The following is an 18,161-nucleotide window of genomic DNA, read 5'->3' as shown; positions in this document are numbered from 1 at the left end:
GCGGCGCGGTCAAGCCCCGCGTACGCCGGTCAGGCGAAGGCCACTTGGTAGACGCCGCCCGCGATGGCGCCGCCCACCAGCGGGCCGATGACCGGGACCCAGGCGTAGGCCCAGTCGGATCCGCCCTTGTTCGGCAGCGGCAGCAGCGCGTGCACCATGCGCGGGCCGAGGTCGCGGACCGGGTTGATGGCGTACCCGGTCGGACCACCGAGGGAGAGACCCAGGCCGACCACCACGAGTGCCGTGAGCAGCGCGCCGATGCCGGACATGGCGACACCCTTCGTGTTGCTCTGCGTGAGGATCGCGAGCACGAGCACGAAGGTGGCGATGATCTCGGTGGCGACGTTCTGCACGGAGTTCCGGATCTCCGGGGAGGTGAAGAACACGCCGTGCACAGGGCCCGGGTTCTCGTACTTCACCGGAGCCGTCTCGGGCTCCGTGAGCTGCGCCGTGAACTGACCGGCGTACGCGGCCCAGACCAGTACGGCGCCGATGAGGGCGCCGAGCAGCTGGCAGGCCCAGTAGAGCGGCACCTGACTCCAGGGCGTGTCGCCCTTGATGGCCAGGCCCAGAGTGACCGCCGGGTTGAGGTGCGCGCCCGAGGTCTGCGCGATGTACGCGCCGGTGAGCACCGCGAAGCCCCAGCCGAAGGCGATCGCGACCCATCCGGCCTGGAACGCCTTGGAGCGCCTGAGGCCGACCGCCGCGCAGACGCCGCCGCCGAGCAGCACGAGGACGGCGGTCCCGATGGTTTCGCCGAAGAAAATGTCGGAGCTGGACACCCGCGACTCCTTTGTCCTTGTCCAGAAATGTGGGGCGGACCGGGTCCCGTCCGGTGTTCGACAATGTCGACCGCCGAACGGCAGTTTTCTCTTGCGAAGAGATCTCGTCAAGAGGATGTGACGCAGGACTCTGTACGGGTCCCACGGTGCGGCAGGCCACGGGGAGCGGCGAGCCGGAGAAGGGTCAGAACCGCCGGGCGCCGAGGTCCCTGGACACGGCACGGGCGCAGTCCCGCACGGCCGCGACCAGCTTGGGCCGCAGCTCGCCGTCGTCGCAGACGCGCTCCACCGCACCGGTGATGCCGACCGCGCCGACCGGCATGCCGCGCCTGTCCTGCACCGGGGCCGCGACCGAGGCGAGACCCTCCCAGGTCTCCTCCACGTCCGCGCCCCAGCCGCGGGTCCTGGTGAGTTCCAGGAGCTCCTCGAACTGCTCCAGCCCGGTGACCGTGTGCTCGGTGAAGGACGGCCGCTCGCCGTCCGCCGCCTCGCTGTGCGCCACCGGGTCGAAGGCGGAGATGACCTTGCCCAGCGCCGTACTGTGCAGCGGCTGCATGGCGCCGACCTCCAGCACCTGCCGGCTGTCGTCGGGGCGGAAGACGTGGTGCACGATCAGCACGCCCTGCTGGTGCAGCACGCCCAGATAGACGCTCTCCCCCGAGGAGCGCGCCAGGTCGTCCGCCCAGACCAGGGCGCGGGCGCGCAGCTCGTGCACGTCCAGATAGCTGGTGCCCATGCGCAGCAGCTCGGCACCCAGCTGGTACTTCCCGCTCGGCGGGTCCTGCTCGACGAAGCCCTCCTGCTGGAGGGTGCGGATCAGTCCGTGCGCCGTGCCCTTCGGCAGCTCCAGCGACGCGGCGATGTCGGAGAGCCCGAGCCTCCGCTCGCCTCCCGCCAGCAGCCGCAGCACGGCCGCCGCCCGCTCCAGCGACTGGATGGTCCGGGCCATCGGATACCTCCCTGACCTGCTACTCGACGAAAGTTCGACAATGCCGAACGCTATCGCCTGATCACGGCCCGAGGAAACCAGGGGGCGGGGATCAAGGGACGAAAGCGGCGACATCCGGCCAACACGGTGTCCGCCGAGCGGACGCCTGCCTGAGGTCTTGTGCCAGACCGATACGCTGACGTGGTGCGCTCCGCCACAGGACACGTGTGAGCCGCATAGCCGACAGCCGTCGCACCCTTAGGGAGCAACCTTCATGGCCTCGCCGAGCAGTACGTCCTCCGCCAAGTACCCCCGGGCCGACGCGCTCCGCGCAGCATTCGCGGAGCGGGTGGTCGTCGCCGACGGTGCGATGGGCACCATGATCCAGGCGCAGGACCCGAGCCTCGACGACTTCGAGCAGCTTGAGGGCTGCAACGAAATCCTGAACGTCACCCGACCCGACATCATCCGGAACGTCCACGCCGAATTCTTCGACGCCGGCGTCGACTGCGTGGAGACGAACACCTTCGGTGCCAACTTCGCGGCGCTGAACGAATACGACATCACCGACCGGAACTTCGAGCTCTCGGAGAAGGGCGTCGCCATCGCGCGCGGCGTCGCCGACGAGTACGAGGCGAAGGACGGCAGGCAGCGCTGGGTGCTGGGCTCCATGGGCCCCGGCACCAAGCTGCCCACCCTGGGCCACGCGCCCTACACCCAGCTGCGCGACGCCTACCAGATCAACGCCGAGGGCATGATCACCGGTGGCGCCGACGCGCTGCTGGTCGAGACCACGCAGGACCTGCTGCAGACCAAGGCGGCGCTGATCGGCGCCCGCCGCGCGCAGGAAGCGATCGGCTCGAACCTGCCGCTGATCTGCTCGGTCACCGTGGAGACCACCGGCACCATGCTGCTCGGCTCGGAGATCGGCGCGGCGCTCACCGCGCTGGAACCGCTGGGCATCGACATGATCGGCCTGAACTGCGCCACCGGCCCGGCCGAGATGAGCGAGCACCTGCGCTACCTCGCGCAGAACTCGCGGATCCCGATCTCCTGCATGCCGAACGCCGGTCTGCCCGTCCTCGGCAAGGACGGCGCGCACTACCCGCTGACCGCCGAGGAACTGGCCGACGCGCACGAGACCTTCGTACGCGACTACGGCCTGTCGCTCGTCGGCGGCTGCTGCGGCACCACGCCCGAGCACCTGCGGCAGCTCGTGGAGCGCGTGCGCGGCGCGACGCCCGCCGAGCGCAACCCGCAGCCCGAGCCGAGCGCCGCCTCGCTGTACCAGTCCGTGGCGTTCCGCCAGGACAGCTCGCACATGGCGATCGGCGAGCGGACCAACGCGAACGGTTCGAAGAAGTTCCGCGAGGCCATGCTCGACGCCCGCTGGGACGACTGCGTGGAGATCGCCCGTAACCAGATCCGCGAGGGCGCGCACATGCTCGACCTGTGCGTGGACTACGTGGGCCGGGACGGCGTCGCGGACATGAAGGAGCTGGCCAGCCGGTTCGCCACCTCCGCGACCCTGCCGATCGTCCTGGACTCCACCGAGGTCGACGTCATCGAGGCGGGCCTGGAGTGCCTGGGCGGCCGCGCCGTCATCAACTCCGTGAACTACGAGGACGGGGACGGCCCCGAGTCCCGGTTCGCCCGTGTCTCCACCCTGGCCCGCGAGTACGGCGCCGCGCTGATGGCCCTGACCATCGACGAGGAGGGCCAGGCCCGTACGCCGGAGCACAAGGTCCGGATCGCCGAGCGCATCATCGAGGACCTCACCACCAATTACGGGATCCGCGAGTCGGACATCCTCATCGACACCCTGACCTTCACCATCTGCACCGGTCAGGAGGAGTCCCGCAAGGACGGCATCAACACCATCGAGGCCATCCGGCAGTTGAAGGAGCGGCACCCGGACGTCCAGACGACGCTGGGCCTCTCCAACATCTCCTTCGGTCTCAACCCGGCGGCGCGTGTCGTCCTCAACTCCGTCTTCCTCGACGAGTGCGTCAAGGCCGGCCTGGACTCGGCGATCGTGCACGCGAGCAAGATCCTGCCGATCGCGCGGCTGGAGGAGGAGCAGGTCAAGACTGCGCTCGACCTGATCTACGACCGGCGCGAAGAGGGCTACGACCCGCTGCAGTCGCTGATGGCCCTGTTCGAGGGCGTCGACATGAAGTCGATGCAGGCCAGCAAGGCCGAGGAGCTGGCGGCGCTGCCGCTGGACGAGCGGCTGCAGCAGCGCGTCATCGACGGTGAGAAGAACGGTCTCGAAGCGGACCTGGACGAGGCGCTGGCCGAGCGCTCGGCGCTCGACATCGTCAACGACACGCTGCTGGCCGGCATGAAGGTGGTCGGTGAGCGCTTCGGCGCCGGCCAGATGCAGCTGCCCTTCGTGCTCCAGTCCGCCGAGATCATGAAGACCGCCGTGGCCTACCTCGAGCCGCACATGGAGAAGAAGGAGGACGAGGAGGGCAAGGGCACCATCGTGCTCGCCACCGTGCGCGGCGACGTGCACGACATCGGCAAGAACCTCGTCGACATCATTCTCACCAACAACGGCTACACCGTGGTCAATCTGGGCATCAAGCAGCCCGTCTCCGCGATCCTCGAGGCCGCGGAGGAGAACAAGGCCGACGTCATCGGCATGTCCGGCCTGCTGGTGAAGTCCACGGTGATCATGAAGGAGAACCTGGAGGAGCTGAACTCCCGCAAGATGGCGGGGGACTTCCCGGTCATCCTCGGCGGCGCCGCGCTCACCCGGGCCTACGTGGAGCAGGACCTGCACGAGGTCTACGAGGGCGAAGTCCGGTACGCCAAGGACGCGTTCGAGGGGCTGAGCCTCATGGATGCGCTCATGGGCGTGAAGCGGGGCGTGCCCGGCGTCGAGCTGCCGCCGCTGAAGCAGCGCCGGGTGCCCAAGCGGGACATCGAGATCCCCGAGGCCGAGGTCAACGACGGCTCCATCCGCTCGGACGTGGCCGTCGACAACCCCGTGCCCGAGCCGCCCTTCTGGGGCAGCCGGGTCGTCAAGGGCATCGGCCTGAAGGACTACGCGTCCTGGATCGACGAGGGCGCGCTGTTCAAGGGCCAGTGGGGGCTCAAGGAGTCCCGCAAGGGCGACGGCCCCTCGTACGAGGAGCTGGTGGAGACCGAGGGCCGGCCGCGGCTGCGCGGCTGGCTGGACCACCTCCAGTCGCAGAACCTGCTGGAGTCGGCGGTCATCTACGGCTACTACCCCTGTGTCTCCAAGGGCGACGACCTGATCCTGCTCAACGAGGACGGCAGCGAGCGCACGCGCTTCACCTTCCCGCGGCAGCGCCGCGGCCGGCGCCTGTGCCTGGCGGACTTCTTCCGTCCCGAGGACAGCGGCGAGACCGACGTGGTCGGCCTGCAGGTCGTCACCATCGGCTCGAAGGTGGACACGGCCGCGGCGGAGCTGTTCGCGAACAACAACTACCGCGACTACATGGAGCTGCACGGTGTCTCCGTGCAGCTTGCCGAGGCCATGGCCGAGTACTGGCACGCGCGCGTCCGCTCCGAACTGGGCGTCGCGGGCGAGGACCCGGACAACATGTCCGGCATGTTCGATCTGCAGTACCGCGGTGCGCGGTTCTCGCTGGGTTACGGCGCCTGCCCGAACCTGGAGGACCGGGCGAAGATCGCGGACCTGCTGCAGCCCGAGCGGATCGGCGTGGAGCTGTCCGAGGAGTTCCAGCTGCACCCCGAGCAGTCCACGGACGCCATCGTGATCCACCACCCGGAGGCGAAGTACTTCAACGCGCGGTAACGCGCCGACCGCTTCACGGGAGTACAGCGCGGGCCGCCTCGTCCGTCCCTGGCCGGGACGGGCGGGTGCGGCCCGCGCTTGTGTTCGCGCAGTTCCCCGCGCCCCTTCCGGGGACGACGTACACTGTTCGGTCCGGTACAGGCCGGTCGTCCGTTTCCGTCGGAAACGGGTGGCCGGCCTTCTCGTCCCTTGGGAGGCGTTCGCGGATGACCAGTTCCGTCTCGGCGCTCAGCACACTGACGGCCGAAGGCTCGTCCTTGCAGGCCGTACTCCTCGACATGGACGGCACCCTCGTCGACACGGAGGGCTCGTGGTGGGATGCCGAGGTCGAGGTCTTCGCGGACCTGGGCCACACACTGCGGGACGAGTGGCGGCACGTCGTGATCGGCGGGCCCATGAGCCGCAGCGCGGGCTTCCTCATCGAGGCCACGGGCGCGAGGATCACCCTGGAGGAAGTCAGCGCACTGCTCAACAAGGCCTTCATCCGGCGCCTGGACCGCGGTGTGACCCTGATGCCCGGCGCGCGGCGGCTGCTGACCGAGCTGGCGGCGCACAGGGTGCCCACCGCGCTCGTCTCGGCCTCGTACCGGGCAGTCGTCGACAGAACGCTGGAGACGCTGGGCGCGGAGAACTTCGCGCTGTCCGTCGCGGGTGACGAGGTGGCCCGCACCAAGCCGCACCCCGACCCGTATCTGACCGCCGCCGCGCGGCTGGGCGCGGACCCGTCGCGCTGCGCCGTGCTGGAGGACACCGTCACTGGAGTCGCCTCGGCGGAGGCCGCCGGCTGCCGGGTGGTCGCGGTGCCTTCGCTCGCCCCCGTCGAACCGGGCGTGGGCCGTACGGTCGTCGGCTCGCTCGAAGAGGTCGACCTGACATTCCTGCGGTCCGTGGTGGGTGCGTTGACCAGGTGACGTTGGTCACAGCGGTGAGGTCCGGGGGAACTGCCGCTGCGTGGTGGATAGGTGACGCGGCGGAACATCCACCGGCACTTGTGTCCCTATTGGTTCACTGACGCGCCATACGTACTGCCGTCCGCATTCCGGATCCGGAAGATCGACTACCGGCCGTAACACTCGTCCGTCCCGTCCCTCACCGCCGCGGGGGCGGGACTTCGGACGCTTGCTCCCGGTAGAACGCAGTAACGTCTGCTCTCCGGCCTTTCGACCATTGCAGCAACCCCTGGCCGGACGAGGGAGACCGCCGACAATGAACCGCAAGATCCTTGTGCTGCCCGCGCTCGCGGGGCTGCTCGCGTCCGTGCTCGCCGCCTGTGGCGGGGCAGCGGACGAAGGGGAGGGCGAGGGGAAGCCCATCGTCGTGGGCACGACGGACAACTTCTCCGCCACCAAGGACAATCCGGCGCCGTTCGACCCGGCGGCCTCGTACGACGTCAGCGCCTGGAACGTCATGCGCAACACCTTCCAGACGCTGCTGCGGCTGCCCCGCTCGGGCACCACGCCCACGATGGACGCGGCCCAGCGGTGCGGCTTCACCGACCAGCAGAACGAGCAGTACCGCTGCACGCTGAAGGGCGGCCAGCGCTTCTCGAACGGCCACAAGGTCGACGCGAAGGACGTCGAGTTCTCCATCAAGCGCGTACTCGGCATCAACTACGCCAACGGTCCGGCCTCGTTGCTCACCAACGTCGACAAGGTGGAGGCGACCAGCGACAAGGAGGTCGTCTTCCACCTGAAGAAGCCGGACGCGACCTTCCCGTACAAGCTGGCCACGCCCGCCGCCTCGATCGTCGACAGCCAGTCGTACCCGGCGAAGAGCTTCGTGCACGGCTTCGAGATGCACGGCTCGGGTCCGTACAAGGTCGACGGGTTCGACCCGAAGACCAACAAGGCGGAGTTCACCCGCAACACGCACTACGCGGGCGGCCTCAAGGTGAAGAACAGCCGGATCCAGATGCGGTTCTTCAAGAGCTCCGACGACATGCAGCAGGCCCTGTCCGCCGGCGACATCGACGTGATGAACCGCAGCATCTCGCCGGAGCAGGTCAAGGAGCTCGAGTCGCCGAAGGACGACAATGTCGAACTGGTCGAGCAGCCCGGCCAGGAGATCCGCTACCTCGTCTTCGACACCGAAGGACCGGTCGCGGGCAAGAAGGCCGTCCGGCGCGCCATGGCGCAGACCATCGACCGCAACAAGCTGGTGCGGGACGTCTACAAGAACGCCTCGGAGCCGCTGTACTCCATCGTGCCGAGCGGCGTGACGGGGCACACCAACTCGTTCTTCAACAAGTACGGCGAACCGGACCCCGACGCCGCGCGGCGCACCCTGCGCGGTGCCGGCATCGACACGCCGGTGAAGCTCACCCTGCACTACACGCAGGACCACTACGGGGCCACCACGGCCAAGGAGTTCGAGGAGCTGAAGAAGCAGCTCAACTCCACCGGTCTGTTCGACGTGCAGACCAAGGGCGTGCCGTGGAAGACGTACCGGCCCGCGGCGAACAAGGGCGCCTACCAGGTCTACGGCTTCGGCTGGTTCCCCGACTTCCCGGACGCGGACAACTTCGTCGCGCCCTTCTTCGAGCGGAACAACTTCCTCAACACCCCCTACGCCAACAACGAGATCCGCCACCAGCTGATCCCCGCGACCCGGCAGAAGGCCGACCGCGCCGGGACCGCCTCGGACTTCGAGCGGGCGCAGAACATCGTCGCCGACGACGTGCCGCTGCTGCCGCTGTGGCAGGGCAAGCAGTACATCGCGGCGCGGGACGACATCACCGGCGTGGAGTGGGCGCTGAACTCCAACTCCGTGCTCCAGCTGTGGGAACTCGGCCGCGGCGTGGGCAGCTGACGCCCCGTCGGCAATCCGCACGGCACACGAAGGGCCCGGCCCGCCACTCGGCGGGCCGGGCCCTTCGCGTACGACTGTGACGCGTACGTCTCCGAACGGCGCGCAGGTCTCCGTGCGGTGCGTGCGTCTCCGTACGGCGCGTGCGTTACGGCGTGCCGGGGCGGACCAGGCCGCTCTCGTACGCATAGACCGCCGCCTGTACGCGGTCGCGCAGACTCAGCTTCGTCAGCACATGCCCCACATGCGTCTTGACCGTCGTCTCGCTGACGAACAGATCGGCGGCGATCTCGGCGTTCGACAGGCCGCGCGCGACCAGCTTCAGCACCTCCACCTCACGCTCCGTCAGCTGGTGCAGCGTGTCCGGAACGGGCTCCTCGCCCGACGGCAGCTTGCCCGCGTACTTGTCGAGCAGCCGGCGCGTGATGCTCGGCGCCAGCATGGCCTCGCCGGCCGCCACCACCCTGATGGCCTGCACCAGTTCACCGGCGGGGGCGTCCTTCAGCAGGAAGCCGCTGGCCCCGGCGCGCAGCGCCTCCACCACGTACTCGTCGAGGTCGAAGGTGGTCAGCACGAGCACCTTCGCGGGGCCGTCCTTGCCGGGGCCCGTGATCCGGCGGGTCGCCTCCACACCGTCCATGCGCGGCATCCGGATGTCCATCAGCACGACATCGGGCTGCAGGGCCCGGACCTGGTCCAGAGCCTGCAGACCGTCACCGGCCTCACCGACGACGGCGATGTCCTGCTCCGCCTCCAGAATCATCCGGAATCCGGTGCGCAGCAGCGGCTGGTCATCGACCAGCAGAACGCGGACAGCCACGGAATCTCCTCAAAGCAGTGCGACAGGGACGCGGAACGCCCCCATTCTTGCTCAGCTCCCGGCGGCGGGCTCCGCTGGCCCGCCCTCGGCCCCGCCCTCCCGCGGCTCCGGCAGCCTCGGCTGGATGGTCAGCGGATAGGGCGGGGGAGTGCCGCCGAACTCCGGACAGCGGGCCTGATGGTCGCACCAGCCGCACAGCTTCCCGGGTTTGGGCCGCCAGTCGCCGGTCTCCGTCGCCCGCATGATGGCGTCCCACAGCGCCAGCAGCTTCCGCTCGACGCCGAGCAGATCCTCCTCCACCGGGTCGTACGTGAGGACGTCACCGCCGCCGCCGAGGAACACCAGCTGCAGCCGGCGCGGCACCACACCGCGCAGCCGCCACAGCACGAGCGCGTAGAACTTCATCTGGAACAGCGGGCCGTCCCGGAACTCCGGCGGCGGGGCCTTGCCCGTCTTGTAGTCGACGATGCGCACCTCGCCGGTCGGGGCGACGTCGACACGGTCGATGATGCCGCGCAGCCGCAGCCCGGAATCGAGCTTCGCCTCGACGAACATCTCGCGCTCCGCCGGCTCCAGACGCGTCGGATCCTCCAGCGTGAACCAGCGCTCGACCAGCTTCTCCGCCTCCGCGAGCCACTCCGCGAGCCGCGCGGGATCCGGCGTCCCGGGCTGCTCCCCGGCCTCCGCCGCGCCGTCCGCGGCCGCGCTGTCCGCTGTGGTCCCGGAAGCTGAGCCGTCGTCAGCTGTGCCGTCCGCGGCTGTGTCGTCGGCGAAGAGTGCCGCCAACTCGGGCCGTTTCGCCAGCAGCCGCTCCCATTCGCCCGCCACCAGCGACCGCGCGCGCTGCGCGCTGCGCTGCCCCGCGGGCGCGTCGAACAGCCGCTCCAGCACGGCGTGCACAACGGTGCCCTTGGTGGCCGCGGCCGACGGTTTCTCCGGCAGTTTGTCGATCACTCGGAAGCGGTAGAGCAGCGGGCACTGCATGAAGTCCCCCGCCCGGGAAGGAGAGAGCGACTTCGGCGGCGCGGCGCGGTGTCCATTGGCTCCAGAGGAGCTTGTTCCGTTTGCTCCAGAGGAGCGAGAGGCGGCTGGCGTTCCCATGGTGTACGACCCTACGACCCGCCACTGACACCAGGCGCATACCATCGACGCACACCCCCGCGCACGGCATGATCATGGGAACCGCGCAGGGCGGGTGCGAAGGCAGCAGCAGAGGGGAACCCGTGGCGGACACGGACAACGGCGGCGAGCGGCGAACAGGCGGCGACGAGCCGGCGCGCGGCGACCAGGGCGAGGACACCCGCCCGGCGTCGTCCGCGGCCGGAACGCGGCCGTCCGCCGGCGAACAGCCCGCCGACGGCGGCGAACCCGCCGGTGACGACGGCCCCGGCGACACGCCGCCCGCCGGCGGGAAACCCTCCCCCGGGGGCGGCCCGGTCCTCGGCAAACCCGGCCCGGGCGGGTCCGCGCGCGAGCGGGAACGGCCCCGTACCCGGCCCACCGGCGGCGGCATCCTGATGGGCCGTCCGTTCGGCGTGCCGGTGTACGTCGCGCCGAGCTGGTTCCTGGTCGCCGCGCTCATCACCTGGGTGTTCGGCGGGCAGCTCGACCGGGTGCTGCCGCACCTCGGCGCCACCCGCTACCTCATCGCGCTGTTCTTCGCGGTCGCCTTCTACGCCTCCGTCCTGGTGCACGAACTCGCCCACACCGTCGCGGCGTTGCGCTTCAAACTGCCCGTACGCCGCATCCAGCTGCAGTTCTTCGGCGGCGTCTCGGAGATCGAGAAGGAGTCGGAGACCCCGGGCCGGGAGTTCGTGCTGGCCTTCGTCGGGCCGCTGCTCTCCCTCGTGCTCGCCGGGGTGTTCTACGCCGGCATGCGGGCCGTCACCCCGGGCACCGTCCCCGGAGTGCTGCTCGCCGGGCTGATGATCTCCAACCTCATCGTGGCCGTCTTCAACCTCCTGCCCGGACTGCCGCTGGACGGCGGCCGGATGCTCCGCGCCCTGGTGTGGAAGCTCACCGGGCGGCCCATGACCGGCACCGTGTTCGCCGCCTGGACGGGCCGCGCGCTCGCCCTCGCCGTGCTCGTCGGACTGCCGCTGGGAACCCACGCCGGAGGGCTCAGCCAGGACGGCATCAGCGGCGTCGACTCGCTCACCGACGCGCTGCTCGCCGCGATCCTCGCCGCGATCATCTGGACCGGCGCGGGCAACAGCCTGCGCATGGCCCGGCTGCGCGAGAGCCTGCCGCGGCTCAACGCCCGTACGCTCACCCGCCGCGCCGTACCCGTCAGCAGCGACACCCCGCTCTCCGAGGGGCTGCGCCGCGCCAACGAGGCGGGGGCCCGCGCCCTCGTCGTCGTCGACGGCAAGGGCGACCCGCTGTCCCTGGTCCGGGAGGCCGCCATCGTCGGCGTACCGGAACACCGGCGCCCGTGGGTGGCCGTTTCCACGCTGGCGCAGGACCTCAAGGAGGGCATGCGCGTCCCCGCGGAGCTCGCCGGCGAGGAGCTGCTGGACCATCTGCGGGCCACCCCCGCGACCGAGTACCTCGTGGTCGAGGACACCGGGGAGATCTACGGAGTGCTGTCCACCGGCGACGTGGAACGGGCCTTCGTCGCCGCCATGGCCAAGCCCTCGGCGTGATCCCCGGACCCCGGCGGCGCTGTGCCCTGGGGCTCCGCATAAGCCCAGTGCACAGGGCTGCCCCGGGGAACCGTTAGGCTGTCCGCATGTCCGAACCGACCGGTGCCGCCCGCCGACGCGGCCTCTTCAAGGTCGGGGACCAGGTCCAGCTCACCGACCCCAAGGGACGCCTTTACACGATCACGCTCGAAGAGGGCAAGAGCTTCCACACCCACAAGGGAGCCTTCCCCCACGACGAGCTGATCGGAGCTCCCGAGGGCAGTGTCGTCCGTACCACGGGAAACGTCGCCTACCTCGCGCTGCGCCCCCTGCTCCCCGACTACGTCCTGTCCATGCCGCGCGGAGCGGCCGTCGTCTACCCCAAGGACGCGGGGCAGATCCTGGCGCACGCCGACATCTTCCCGGGCGCGCGCATCGTCGAGGCCGGCGTCGGCTCCGGCTCGCTGAGCTCCTTCCTGCTGCGCGCCATCGGCGACCAGGGGATGCTGCACAGCTACGAGCGGCGCGCCGACTTCGCCGAGATCGCCCAGAAGAACGTGGAGCGCTACTTCGGCGAACCGCACCCCGCCTGGACCCTCACCGTCGGTGATCTCCAGGACAACATGTCCGACACCGAGGTCGACCGCGTCATCCTCGACATGCTCGCCCCCTGGGAGTGCCTGGACTCGGTCTCCAAGGCGCTGGTCCCCGGCGGCATCGTCTGCTGCTACGTCGCCACCACGACGCAGCTGGCCCGGATGATGGAGTCGATCCGCGAGCACGGCACCTTCAACGAGCCGCAGGCCTGGGAGACCATGGTCCGCAACTGGCACGTGGAGGGCCTCGCCGTCCGCCCCGACCACCGCATGATCGGCCACACCGGCTTCCTCCTGACGGCCCGTCGGCTCGCCGACGGCGTGGAGCCGCCGCTGCGCCGCCGCCGCCCGTCGAAGGGCGCGTACGGGGAGGACTACACCGGCCCCGGCAGTCAGTCCGGGGGCCGCACCCAGGCCTGAGCCGTACACGCGTCCGGGTTCCGTACGCGGGCCCAACACGCCCCGGCCGCCGCCGAGTTCCGCACAGCGGAGCCCGGCGGCGGCTTTTTTGCGCGGACTTGGGGGTGTCGAACGCCCCCGTCGTTCTCCGTCGGTGTGACGTATGGCACGATGCTGGGCACCTCCTTTTCGGCACCCCCGTGTGCCCCCTGCACTTGCCTCACTCGTCCCACAGGAGCCCTCCGGCGTGACGACGGAACTGCCGCAGACCGCCCGCACTCGTAACCGCACCCGCACAGTGCACTGGGCCGCCACCGCGGCCGCGCTCGCCGTCGTCATGGGCGGCGCGGCTCTCGTCCAGCCCCCCGATGCCACCGCCCGTACGGGAGTTGCCGCGGCGCACGCGCCCGCCCGCGGCGGACCGGCCCCCGATGCGGCGCGCGCCGTCTATCCCGTGGACTGCGGGGCGGGCCGCGGCGCCGGCACCGAGTCCGGCGCGAAAGTGCGCGTGACAGGCCACGGTGCGGCGGACTTCGACGGCGACGGACGCACCGAGACCGTCGCCGCCGTGCGCTGCGACTCGGAGACGGGCACCCCGCCCGACGGGGTGTTCGTGCTCGCCGCGTCCCCGGAGGCGGGCGGCCGCCCGCAGGTCACGGAGACGCTCGTGCCGACCACCGAGAAGATGAACGTCAAGGACTTCACCGTGCGCGGCCGTACGGTTTCGGCCACTCTGCTCGGCTACTCCTCGGCGGACGTGCCGCGTTGCTGTCCGGACCGGCAGCGCAAGGTGAAGTGGGTGTGGCAGCAAGGGAAGTTCAGGCTCGTGCCCGCCGCCGTCGCGGGAGCGCCCGCCGCGGTCTGACCGTTCCCCAGGGCGGATTGACCCCTCCTGACGGGCCCGGATGCCGGGCGGCGCCCGCGCGGTGGCGCTACGCGGCGTCCGGGCCGTGCACCTCGACCTTGTCCGAAACACGCCGTACGTGAATGCAGTCGCCGGGGCACTCCTTGGCGGAGTCCACCACGTCGGTGAGGAGGGGCAGCGGGACCGGCGCGGAGGCGCCCTCGGTCTGCAGCAGCTCGTCGTCCGAGTCCTTTACGTACGCGAGCCCGTCGATGTCCAGCTCGAAGACCTCGGGGGCGTACTGCGCACAGATGCCGTCACCGGTGCACAGGTCCTGGTCGATCCAGACTTCGAGAGCCTCGTTGTCCGTGCCGCCGGTGCTCATCCGCTGCCTGCCGTTCCTGTGCTCGCGTGGGAAATAGTGCCCCCCATGAGGGGTGTTGACGGTGTTGACGATACAACCGGCGGCTTTCCGATGTTGTCGGGTGGGTATCCCCCAGCTGTGAGGGAGTGCGTGAGGGTGAAGATCAGACACACCCCGACCGTCTTTGTGATCTAGGGGTTTCAACCTGCACCGGCCCAGGTAGGGTCTGGAAGCGTCCAGCTCCCCTTGGAGGAGGTGAGGACCGTGGCAGCCCACGACGACGACACTAACCGCGGCATCCGTCCCGGTCGGGGGTCCGACGACCCGTCCGGGCAGGTTGCGTATCTCGAGCAGGAAATCGCCGTCCTGCGCCGCAAGCTCGCCGACTCTCCGCGCCATACTCGGATTCTCGAGGAGCGGATCGTCGAGCTGCAGACGAACCTGGCCGGCGTGTCCGCGCAGAACGAACGGCTCTCCAACACCCTTCGCGAGGCCCGCGACCAGATCGTGGCCCTCAAGGAGGAGGTCGACCGGCTCGCGCAGCCGCCGGCCGGTTTCGGAGCCTTTCTGCAGGCGAACGAGGACGGCACGGCGGACATCTTCACCGGCGGGCGCAAGCTCCGGGTGAATGTCAGCCCGAATGTGGAGCTCGAAGAGCTCAGGCGTGGCCAGGAGGTCATGCTCAACGAGGCGCTCAACGTGGTCGAGGCCATGGAGTACGAGAGCGCCGGGGACATCGTCACCCTCAAGGAAGTCCTTGAGGACGGCGAACGGGCCCTGGTGGTGGGGCACACCGACGAGGAGCGTGTGGTGCGGCTCGCAGAGCCGCTGATGGACGCCACACTCCGGGCCGGCGACGCACTGCTGCTCGAGCCCCGTTCCGGATACGTCTACGAGGTCGTGCCGAAGAGCGAGGTCGAGGAACTCGTCCTCGAAGAGGTCCCGGACATCGACTACACCAAGATCGGTGGTCTGAGCGGGCAGATCGAGCTCATCCGCGACGCGGTCGAGCTGCCGTATCTGTACCCGGACCTCTTCAAGGAGCACGAACTGCGGCCGCCCAAGGGCGTTCTGCTCTACGGACCGCCCGGCTGCGGCAAGACACTGATCGCCAAGGCGGTCGCCAACTCGCTGGCCAAGAAGGTCGCCGAGGTGACCGGCAAGCCCCAGGGGAAGAGCTACTTCCTCAACATCAAGGGTCCGGAGCTGCTGAACAAGTACGTGGGCGAGACCGAGCGGCACATCCGCCTGGTCTTCCAGCGGGCCCGGGAGAAGGCGAGCGAGGGCACCCCCGTCATCGTCTTCTTCGACGAGATGGACTCGCTGTTCCGCACCCGTGGTTCGGGTGTCAGCTCGGACGTGGAGAACACCATCGTCCCGCAGCTGCTCTCCGAGATCGACGGTGTGGAGGGCCTGGAGAACGTCGTGGTCGTCGGCGCCTCGAACCGTGAGGACATGATCGACCCGGCGATCCTCCGTCCCGGCCGTCTCGACGTGAAGATCAAGATCGAGCGTCCGGACGCCGAGGCCGCGAAGGACATCTTCTCGAAGTACCTCACTTCGAAGCTGCCGCTCAACGCGGACGACCTCGCGGAGCACGGTGGAAGCAAGGACGCCGCCGTCGACGCGATGATCCAGTCCGTCGTGGAGCAGATGTACGCCGAGTCCGAGGAGAACCGCTTCCTCGAGGTCACGTACGCCAACGGCGACAAGGAAGTCCTGTACTTCAAGGACTTCAACTCCGGTGCCATGATCGAGAACATCGTGGGCCGGGCCAAGAAGATGGCCATCAAGGCCTTCCTCGACCAGAACCAGCGGGGCCTCCGCGTCTCCCACCTGCTCGCCGCCTGTGTCGACGAGTTCAAGGAGAACGAGGACCTGCCCAACACCACCAACCCCGACGACTGGGCCCGGATCTCCGGCAAGAAGGGTGAGCGGATCGTCTACATCCGAACGCTCGTCACCGGCAAGCAGGGTGCGGACACCGGTCGTTCCATCGACACGGTGGCCAACACCGGTCAGTACCTGTAGAGAAGACACGGTCCGGCTGCGGATGCCCCGCTGTTCCCTGCCGAGGCAGGGAGCGCGGGTGTCCGCAGCCGGATTGTTTCCTGACATCCCCGAGGAAGTCCGCCAGGTGATCTCCCCACTTCAGCCCGGGCGTTCTAGGCTCTTCCGTACCGCCGCCACGCGCAGTGCGGAAGAGGGGACCGCACACGGGCCGGATGCGCAGCGGGACTTGAGCGGTGGCCCAACGGCGGGCCGCCGCCGGGCAAGGAGGGCCGCATGACCGTACGGCGCGTAATGGGCATCGAGACCGAGTACGGCATCTCCGTGCCGGGACACCCCAACGCCAATGCCATGCTCACCTCGTCCCAGGTGGTCAACGCCTATGCGGCGGCGATGCACCGGGCGCGGCGCGCCCGCTGGGACTTCGAGGAGGAGAACCCGCTGCGGGACGCCCGCGGCTTCGACCTGGCGCGCGATGCAGCGGACGCCAGCCAGCTGACCGACGAGGACATCGGTCTCGCCAACGTCATTCTCACCAACGGCGCGCGTCTGTACGTCGACCACGCCCATCCCGAGTACAGCTCGCCCGAGGTCACCAACCCGTGGGACGCGGTCCTGTGGGACAAGGCCGGCGAGCGCATCATGGCCGAGGCTGCCGAGCGGGCCGCCGAGGTGCCCGGCGCGCAGCCCATCCACCTCTACAAGAACAACACCGACAACAAGGGGGCCTCCTACGGCACCCACGAGAACTACCTGATGAAGCGGGAGACGCCGTTCTCCGAGATCGTGCGGCACCTGACGCCGTTCTTCATCTCCCGCCAGGTGTTCTGCGGCGCCGGCCGGGTCGGGCTCGGCCAGGACGGCAGCGAGCACGGGTTCCAGATCAGCCAGCGCGCCGACTACTTCGAGGTCGAAGTCGGCCTGGAGACCACGCTGAAGCGGCCCATCATCAACACCCGGGACGAGCCGCACTCGGACGCGGAGAAGTACCGGCGCCTGCACGTCATCATCGGCGACGCCAATCTCTCGGAGGTGTCGACCTATCTGAAGCTGGGCACCACGGCGCTGGTGCTGTCGATGATCGAGGACGGTTTCATCACCGTGGACCTCGCCGTCGACCAGCCCGTACGGACCCTGCACCAGGTGTCGCACGATCCCTCCCTGCAACGGCTGATCACGCTGCGCAGCGGACGTACGCTGACGGCCGTACAGCTGCAGATGGAGTACTGCGAGCTGGCGCGCAAGTACGTGGAGGAGCGCTGGGGTTCGGACGTGGACGAGCAGACCGGGGATGTGCTGGCGCGCTGGGAGGACGTGCTGAACCGGCTGGAGAACGACCCGATGAGCCTCTCCGGCGAGCTCGACTGGATCGCCAAGCGGGAGCTCATGGAGGGCTACCGCCGCCGTGACAACGTCGAGTGGGACGCGCCCCGGCTGCACCTGGTGGACCTCCAGTACGCCGACGTACGGCCCGAGAAGGGCCTCTACAACCGGCTCGCCTCGCGCGGCAAGATCCAGCGGCTGCTGAACGAGCAGGACGTGCGCGACGCGGTGAGCAAGCCGCCCGAGGACACCCGCGCGTACTTCCGCGGGCGCTGTCTGGAGCAGTACGCGGACGATGTGGCCGCGGCCTCGTGGGACTCCGTCATCTTCGACCTGCCCGGCAGGGACTCGCTCCAGCGGGTGCCCACGCTGGAGCCGCTGCGCGGCACCCGGAACCACGTGAAGGAGCTGCTGGACCGCTGCCGCACGGCGGAGGAGCTGGTGAAGGTGCTCAGCGGCGGGTGAGCGTTGATAACTCCCCGGAACCGGGAATCATCACGGTGGCTTCCGGACGTTGGAAGAAGTGAAGGGCCCGTGTCAGTCCCTGCTTGTAGGGTCTGATCTTGTACGCACGCGTACACCGAACCGAGCGGGGTGAGGGAAATGGCGACCAAGGACACCGGCGGCGGCCAGCAGAAGGCGCAGCGTCAGACCGAGGAGACCGAGGAGCAGCAGGAAGAAGCTCAGGTCTCGGAGGATCTGAAGGAGCGCCAGGAGGCGCTGTCGGACGATGTGGACTCCGTCCTGGACGAGATCGACGACGTCCTCGAGGAGAACGCCGAGGACTTCGTCCGGTCCTTCGTGCAGAAGGGCGGAGAGTAAGGCGCGTGATCTCCGTCCCGTGCCCCTTTTCGCAGGGGCACGGGACGGGTGATT

General features: G+C 69.3%; 14 protein-coding genes. 9 read left to right on the top strand and 5 right to left on the bottom strand.

Annotated features, from left to right (window positions below; genetic code table 11):
- Positions 1 to 29 precede the first annotated feature (29 nt).
- Complete coding sequence (locus AC3AGO_RS07935; RefSeq protein ID WP_487819424.1) at positions 30 to 782, bottom strand: MIP/aquaporin family protein; 753 nt, start codon at positions 780 to 782, stop codon at positions 30 to 32.
- A 184-nt stretch (positions 783 to 966) separates the two neighbouring features.
- Complete coding sequence (locus AC3AGO_RS07930) at positions 967 to 1,731, bottom strand: IclR family transcriptional regulator (protein ID WP_487819423.1); 765 nt, start codon at positions 1,729 to 1,731, stop codon at positions 967 to 969.
- A 253-nt stretch (positions 1,732 to 1,984) separates the two neighbouring features.
- Here AC3AGO_RS07930 and metH point away from each other — a divergent pair, with 253 nt between their 5' ends.
- The 3 genes from metH to AC3AGO_RS07915 all read left to right on the top strand — a co-directional run bounded on the left by metH (position 1,985) and on the right by AC3AGO_RS07915 (position 8,308).
- Positions 1,985 to 5,500 (top strand): methionine synthase, encoded by a 3,516-nt coding sequence (metH, locus tag AC3AGO_RS07925; RefSeq protein ID WP_487819422.1) that lies wholly within the window; start codon positions 1,985 to 1,987, stop codon positions 5,498 to 5,500.
- A gap of 206 nt (positions 5,501 to 5,706) precedes the next feature.
- Positions 5,707 to 6,411 carry an HAD family hydrolase gene (locus tag AC3AGO_RS07920; protein ID WP_487819421.1) on the top strand — a complete coding sequence of 235 codons (705 nt, stop codon included), beginning with the start codon at positions 5,707 to 5,709 and terminating at the stop codon, positions 6,409 to 6,411.
- Positions 6,412 to 6,706: 295 nt separating this feature from the next.
- On the top strand, positions 6,707 to 8,308 hold the full coding sequence (locus AC3AGO_RS07915) for an ABC transporter substrate-binding protein (protein ID WP_487819420.1): 1,602 nt from the start codon (positions 6,707 to 6,709) through the stop codon (positions 8,306 to 8,308).
- Positions 8,309 to 8,453: 145 nt separating this feature from the next.
- Here the strand turns inward: AC3AGO_RS07915 and AC3AGO_RS07910 are convergent, their stop codons facing one another.
- Positions 8,454 to 9,125: a response regulator gene (locus tag AC3AGO_RS07910; RefSeq protein ID WP_487819419.1), complete on the bottom strand. Its 672-nt coding sequence runs from the start codon at positions 9,123 to 9,125 to the stop codon at positions 8,454 to 8,456.
- A gap of 51 nt (positions 9,126 to 9,176) precedes the next feature.
- Complete coding sequence (locus AC3AGO_RS07905) at positions 9,177 to 10,226, bottom strand: RecB family exonuclease (RefSeq protein WP_487819418.1); 1,050 nt, start codon at positions 10,224 to 10,226, stop codon at positions 9,177 to 9,179.
- Positions 10,227 to 10,300: 74 nt separating this feature from the next.
- On the opposite strand from AC3AGO_RS07905, the gene AC3AGO_RS07900 reads away from it, so the two are divergent.
- The 3 genes from AC3AGO_RS07900 to AC3AGO_RS07890 all read left to right on the top strand — a co-directional run bounded on the left by AC3AGO_RS07900 (position 10,301) and on the right by AC3AGO_RS07890 (position 13,609).
- Positions 10,301 to 11,770, top strand: a complete 1,470-nt coding sequence (locus tag AC3AGO_RS07900; protein WP_487819417.1) for a site-2 protease family protein — start codon at positions 10,301 to 10,303, stop codon at positions 11,768 to 11,770.
- Between the two features lie 86 nt (positions 11,771 to 11,856).
- Complete coding sequence (locus tag AC3AGO_RS07895; protein ID WP_487819416.1) at positions 11,857 to 12,765, top strand: tRNA (adenine-N1)-methyltransferase; 909 nt, start codon at positions 11,857 to 11,859, stop codon at positions 12,763 to 12,765.
- 226 nt (positions 12,766 to 12,991) lie between these two features.
- On the top strand, positions 12,992 to 13,609 hold the full coding sequence (locus AC3AGO_RS07890; protein ID WP_487819415.1) for a hypothetical protein: 618 nt from the start codon (positions 12,992 to 12,994) through the stop codon (positions 13,607 to 13,609).
- Between the two features lie 67 nt (positions 13,610 to 13,676).
- Here AC3AGO_RS07890 and AC3AGO_RS07885 read toward each other — a convergent pair whose 3' ends face one another.
- Complete coding sequence (locus tag AC3AGO_RS07885; protein ID WP_487819414.1) at positions 13,677 to 13,973, bottom strand: ferredoxin; 297 nt, start codon at positions 13,971 to 13,973, stop codon at positions 13,677 to 13,679.
- Between the two features lie 243 nt (positions 13,974 to 14,216).
- Here AC3AGO_RS07885 and arc point away from each other — a divergent pair, with 243 nt between their 5' ends.
- The 3 genes from arc to AC3AGO_RS07870 all read left to right on the top strand — a co-directional run bounded on the left by arc (position 14,217) and on the right by AC3AGO_RS07870 (position 18,107).
- On the top strand, positions 14,217 to 15,983 hold the full coding sequence (arc, locus tag AC3AGO_RS07880; RefSeq protein WP_487819413.1) for a proteasome ATPase: 1,767 nt from the start codon (positions 14,217 to 14,219) through the stop codon (positions 15,981 to 15,983).
- 255 nt (positions 15,984 to 16,238) lie between these two features.
- Complete coding sequence (gene dop / locus AC3AGO_RS07875) at positions 16,239 to 17,750, top strand: depupylase/deamidase Dop (protein ID WP_487819412.1); 1,512 nt, start codon at positions 16,239 to 16,241, stop codon at positions 17,748 to 17,750.
- A 138-nt stretch (positions 17,751 to 17,888) separates the two neighbouring features.
- Entirely contained in the window at positions 17,889 to 18,107 is a 219-nt protein-coding gene (locus AC3AGO_RS07870; RefSeq protein ID WP_487819411.1) for a ubiquitin-like protein Pup, read from the top strand.
- Positions 18,108 to 18,161: the final 54 nt, after the last annotated feature.

The organism is Streptomyces sp. BL1 (genome assembly GCF_057628045.1).
Note: the sequence above shows the minus strand (reverse complement) of the source record. Positions and strands in the feature narration are given on the sequence as shown.

Bases quoted from the DNA above. Each gene is read 5' to 3' on its own strand.
- AC3AGO_RS07920 (WP_487819421.1), top strand. From the start codon at position 5,707: ATGACCAGTTCCGTCTCGGCGCTCAGCACACTGACGGCCGAAGGCTCG.
- AC3AGO_RS07900 (WP_487819417.1), top strand. From the start codon at position 10,301: ATGGGAACCGCGCAGGGCGGGTGCGAAGGCAGCAGCAGAGGGGAACCC.
- AC3AGO_RS07930 (WP_487819423.1), bottom strand. From the start codon at position 1,731: ATGGCCCGGACCATCCAGTCGCTGGAGCGGGCGGCGGCCGTGCTGCGG.
- AC3AGO_RS07870 (WP_487819411.1), top strand. From the start codon at position 17,889: ATGGCGACCAAGGACACCGGCGGCGGCCAGCAGAAGGCGCAGCGTCAG.
- AC3AGO_RS07885 (WP_487819414.1), bottom strand. From the start codon at position 13,973: ATGAGCACCGGCGGCACGGACAACGAGGCTCTCGAAGTCTGGATCGAC.
- AC3AGO_RS07915 (WP_487819420.1), top strand. From the start codon at position 6,707: ATGAACCGCAAGATCCTTGTGCTGCCCGCGCTCGCGGGGCTGCTCGCG.
- AC3AGO_RS07905 (WP_487819418.1), bottom strand. From the start codon at position 10,226: ATGGGAACGCCAGCCGCCTCTCGCTCCTCTGGAGCAAACGGAACAAGC.
- dop (WP_487819412.1), top strand. From the start codon at position 16,239: ATGACCGTACGGCGCGTAATGGGCATCGAGACCGAGTACGGCATCTCC.
- metH (WP_487819422.1), top strand. From the start codon at position 1,985: ATGGCCTCGCCGAGCAGTACGTCCTCCGCCAAGTACCCCCGGGCCGAC.
- AC3AGO_RS07895 (WP_487819416.1), top strand. From the start codon at position 11,857: ATGTCCGAACCGACCGGTGCCGCCCGCCGACGCGGCCTCTTCAAGGTC.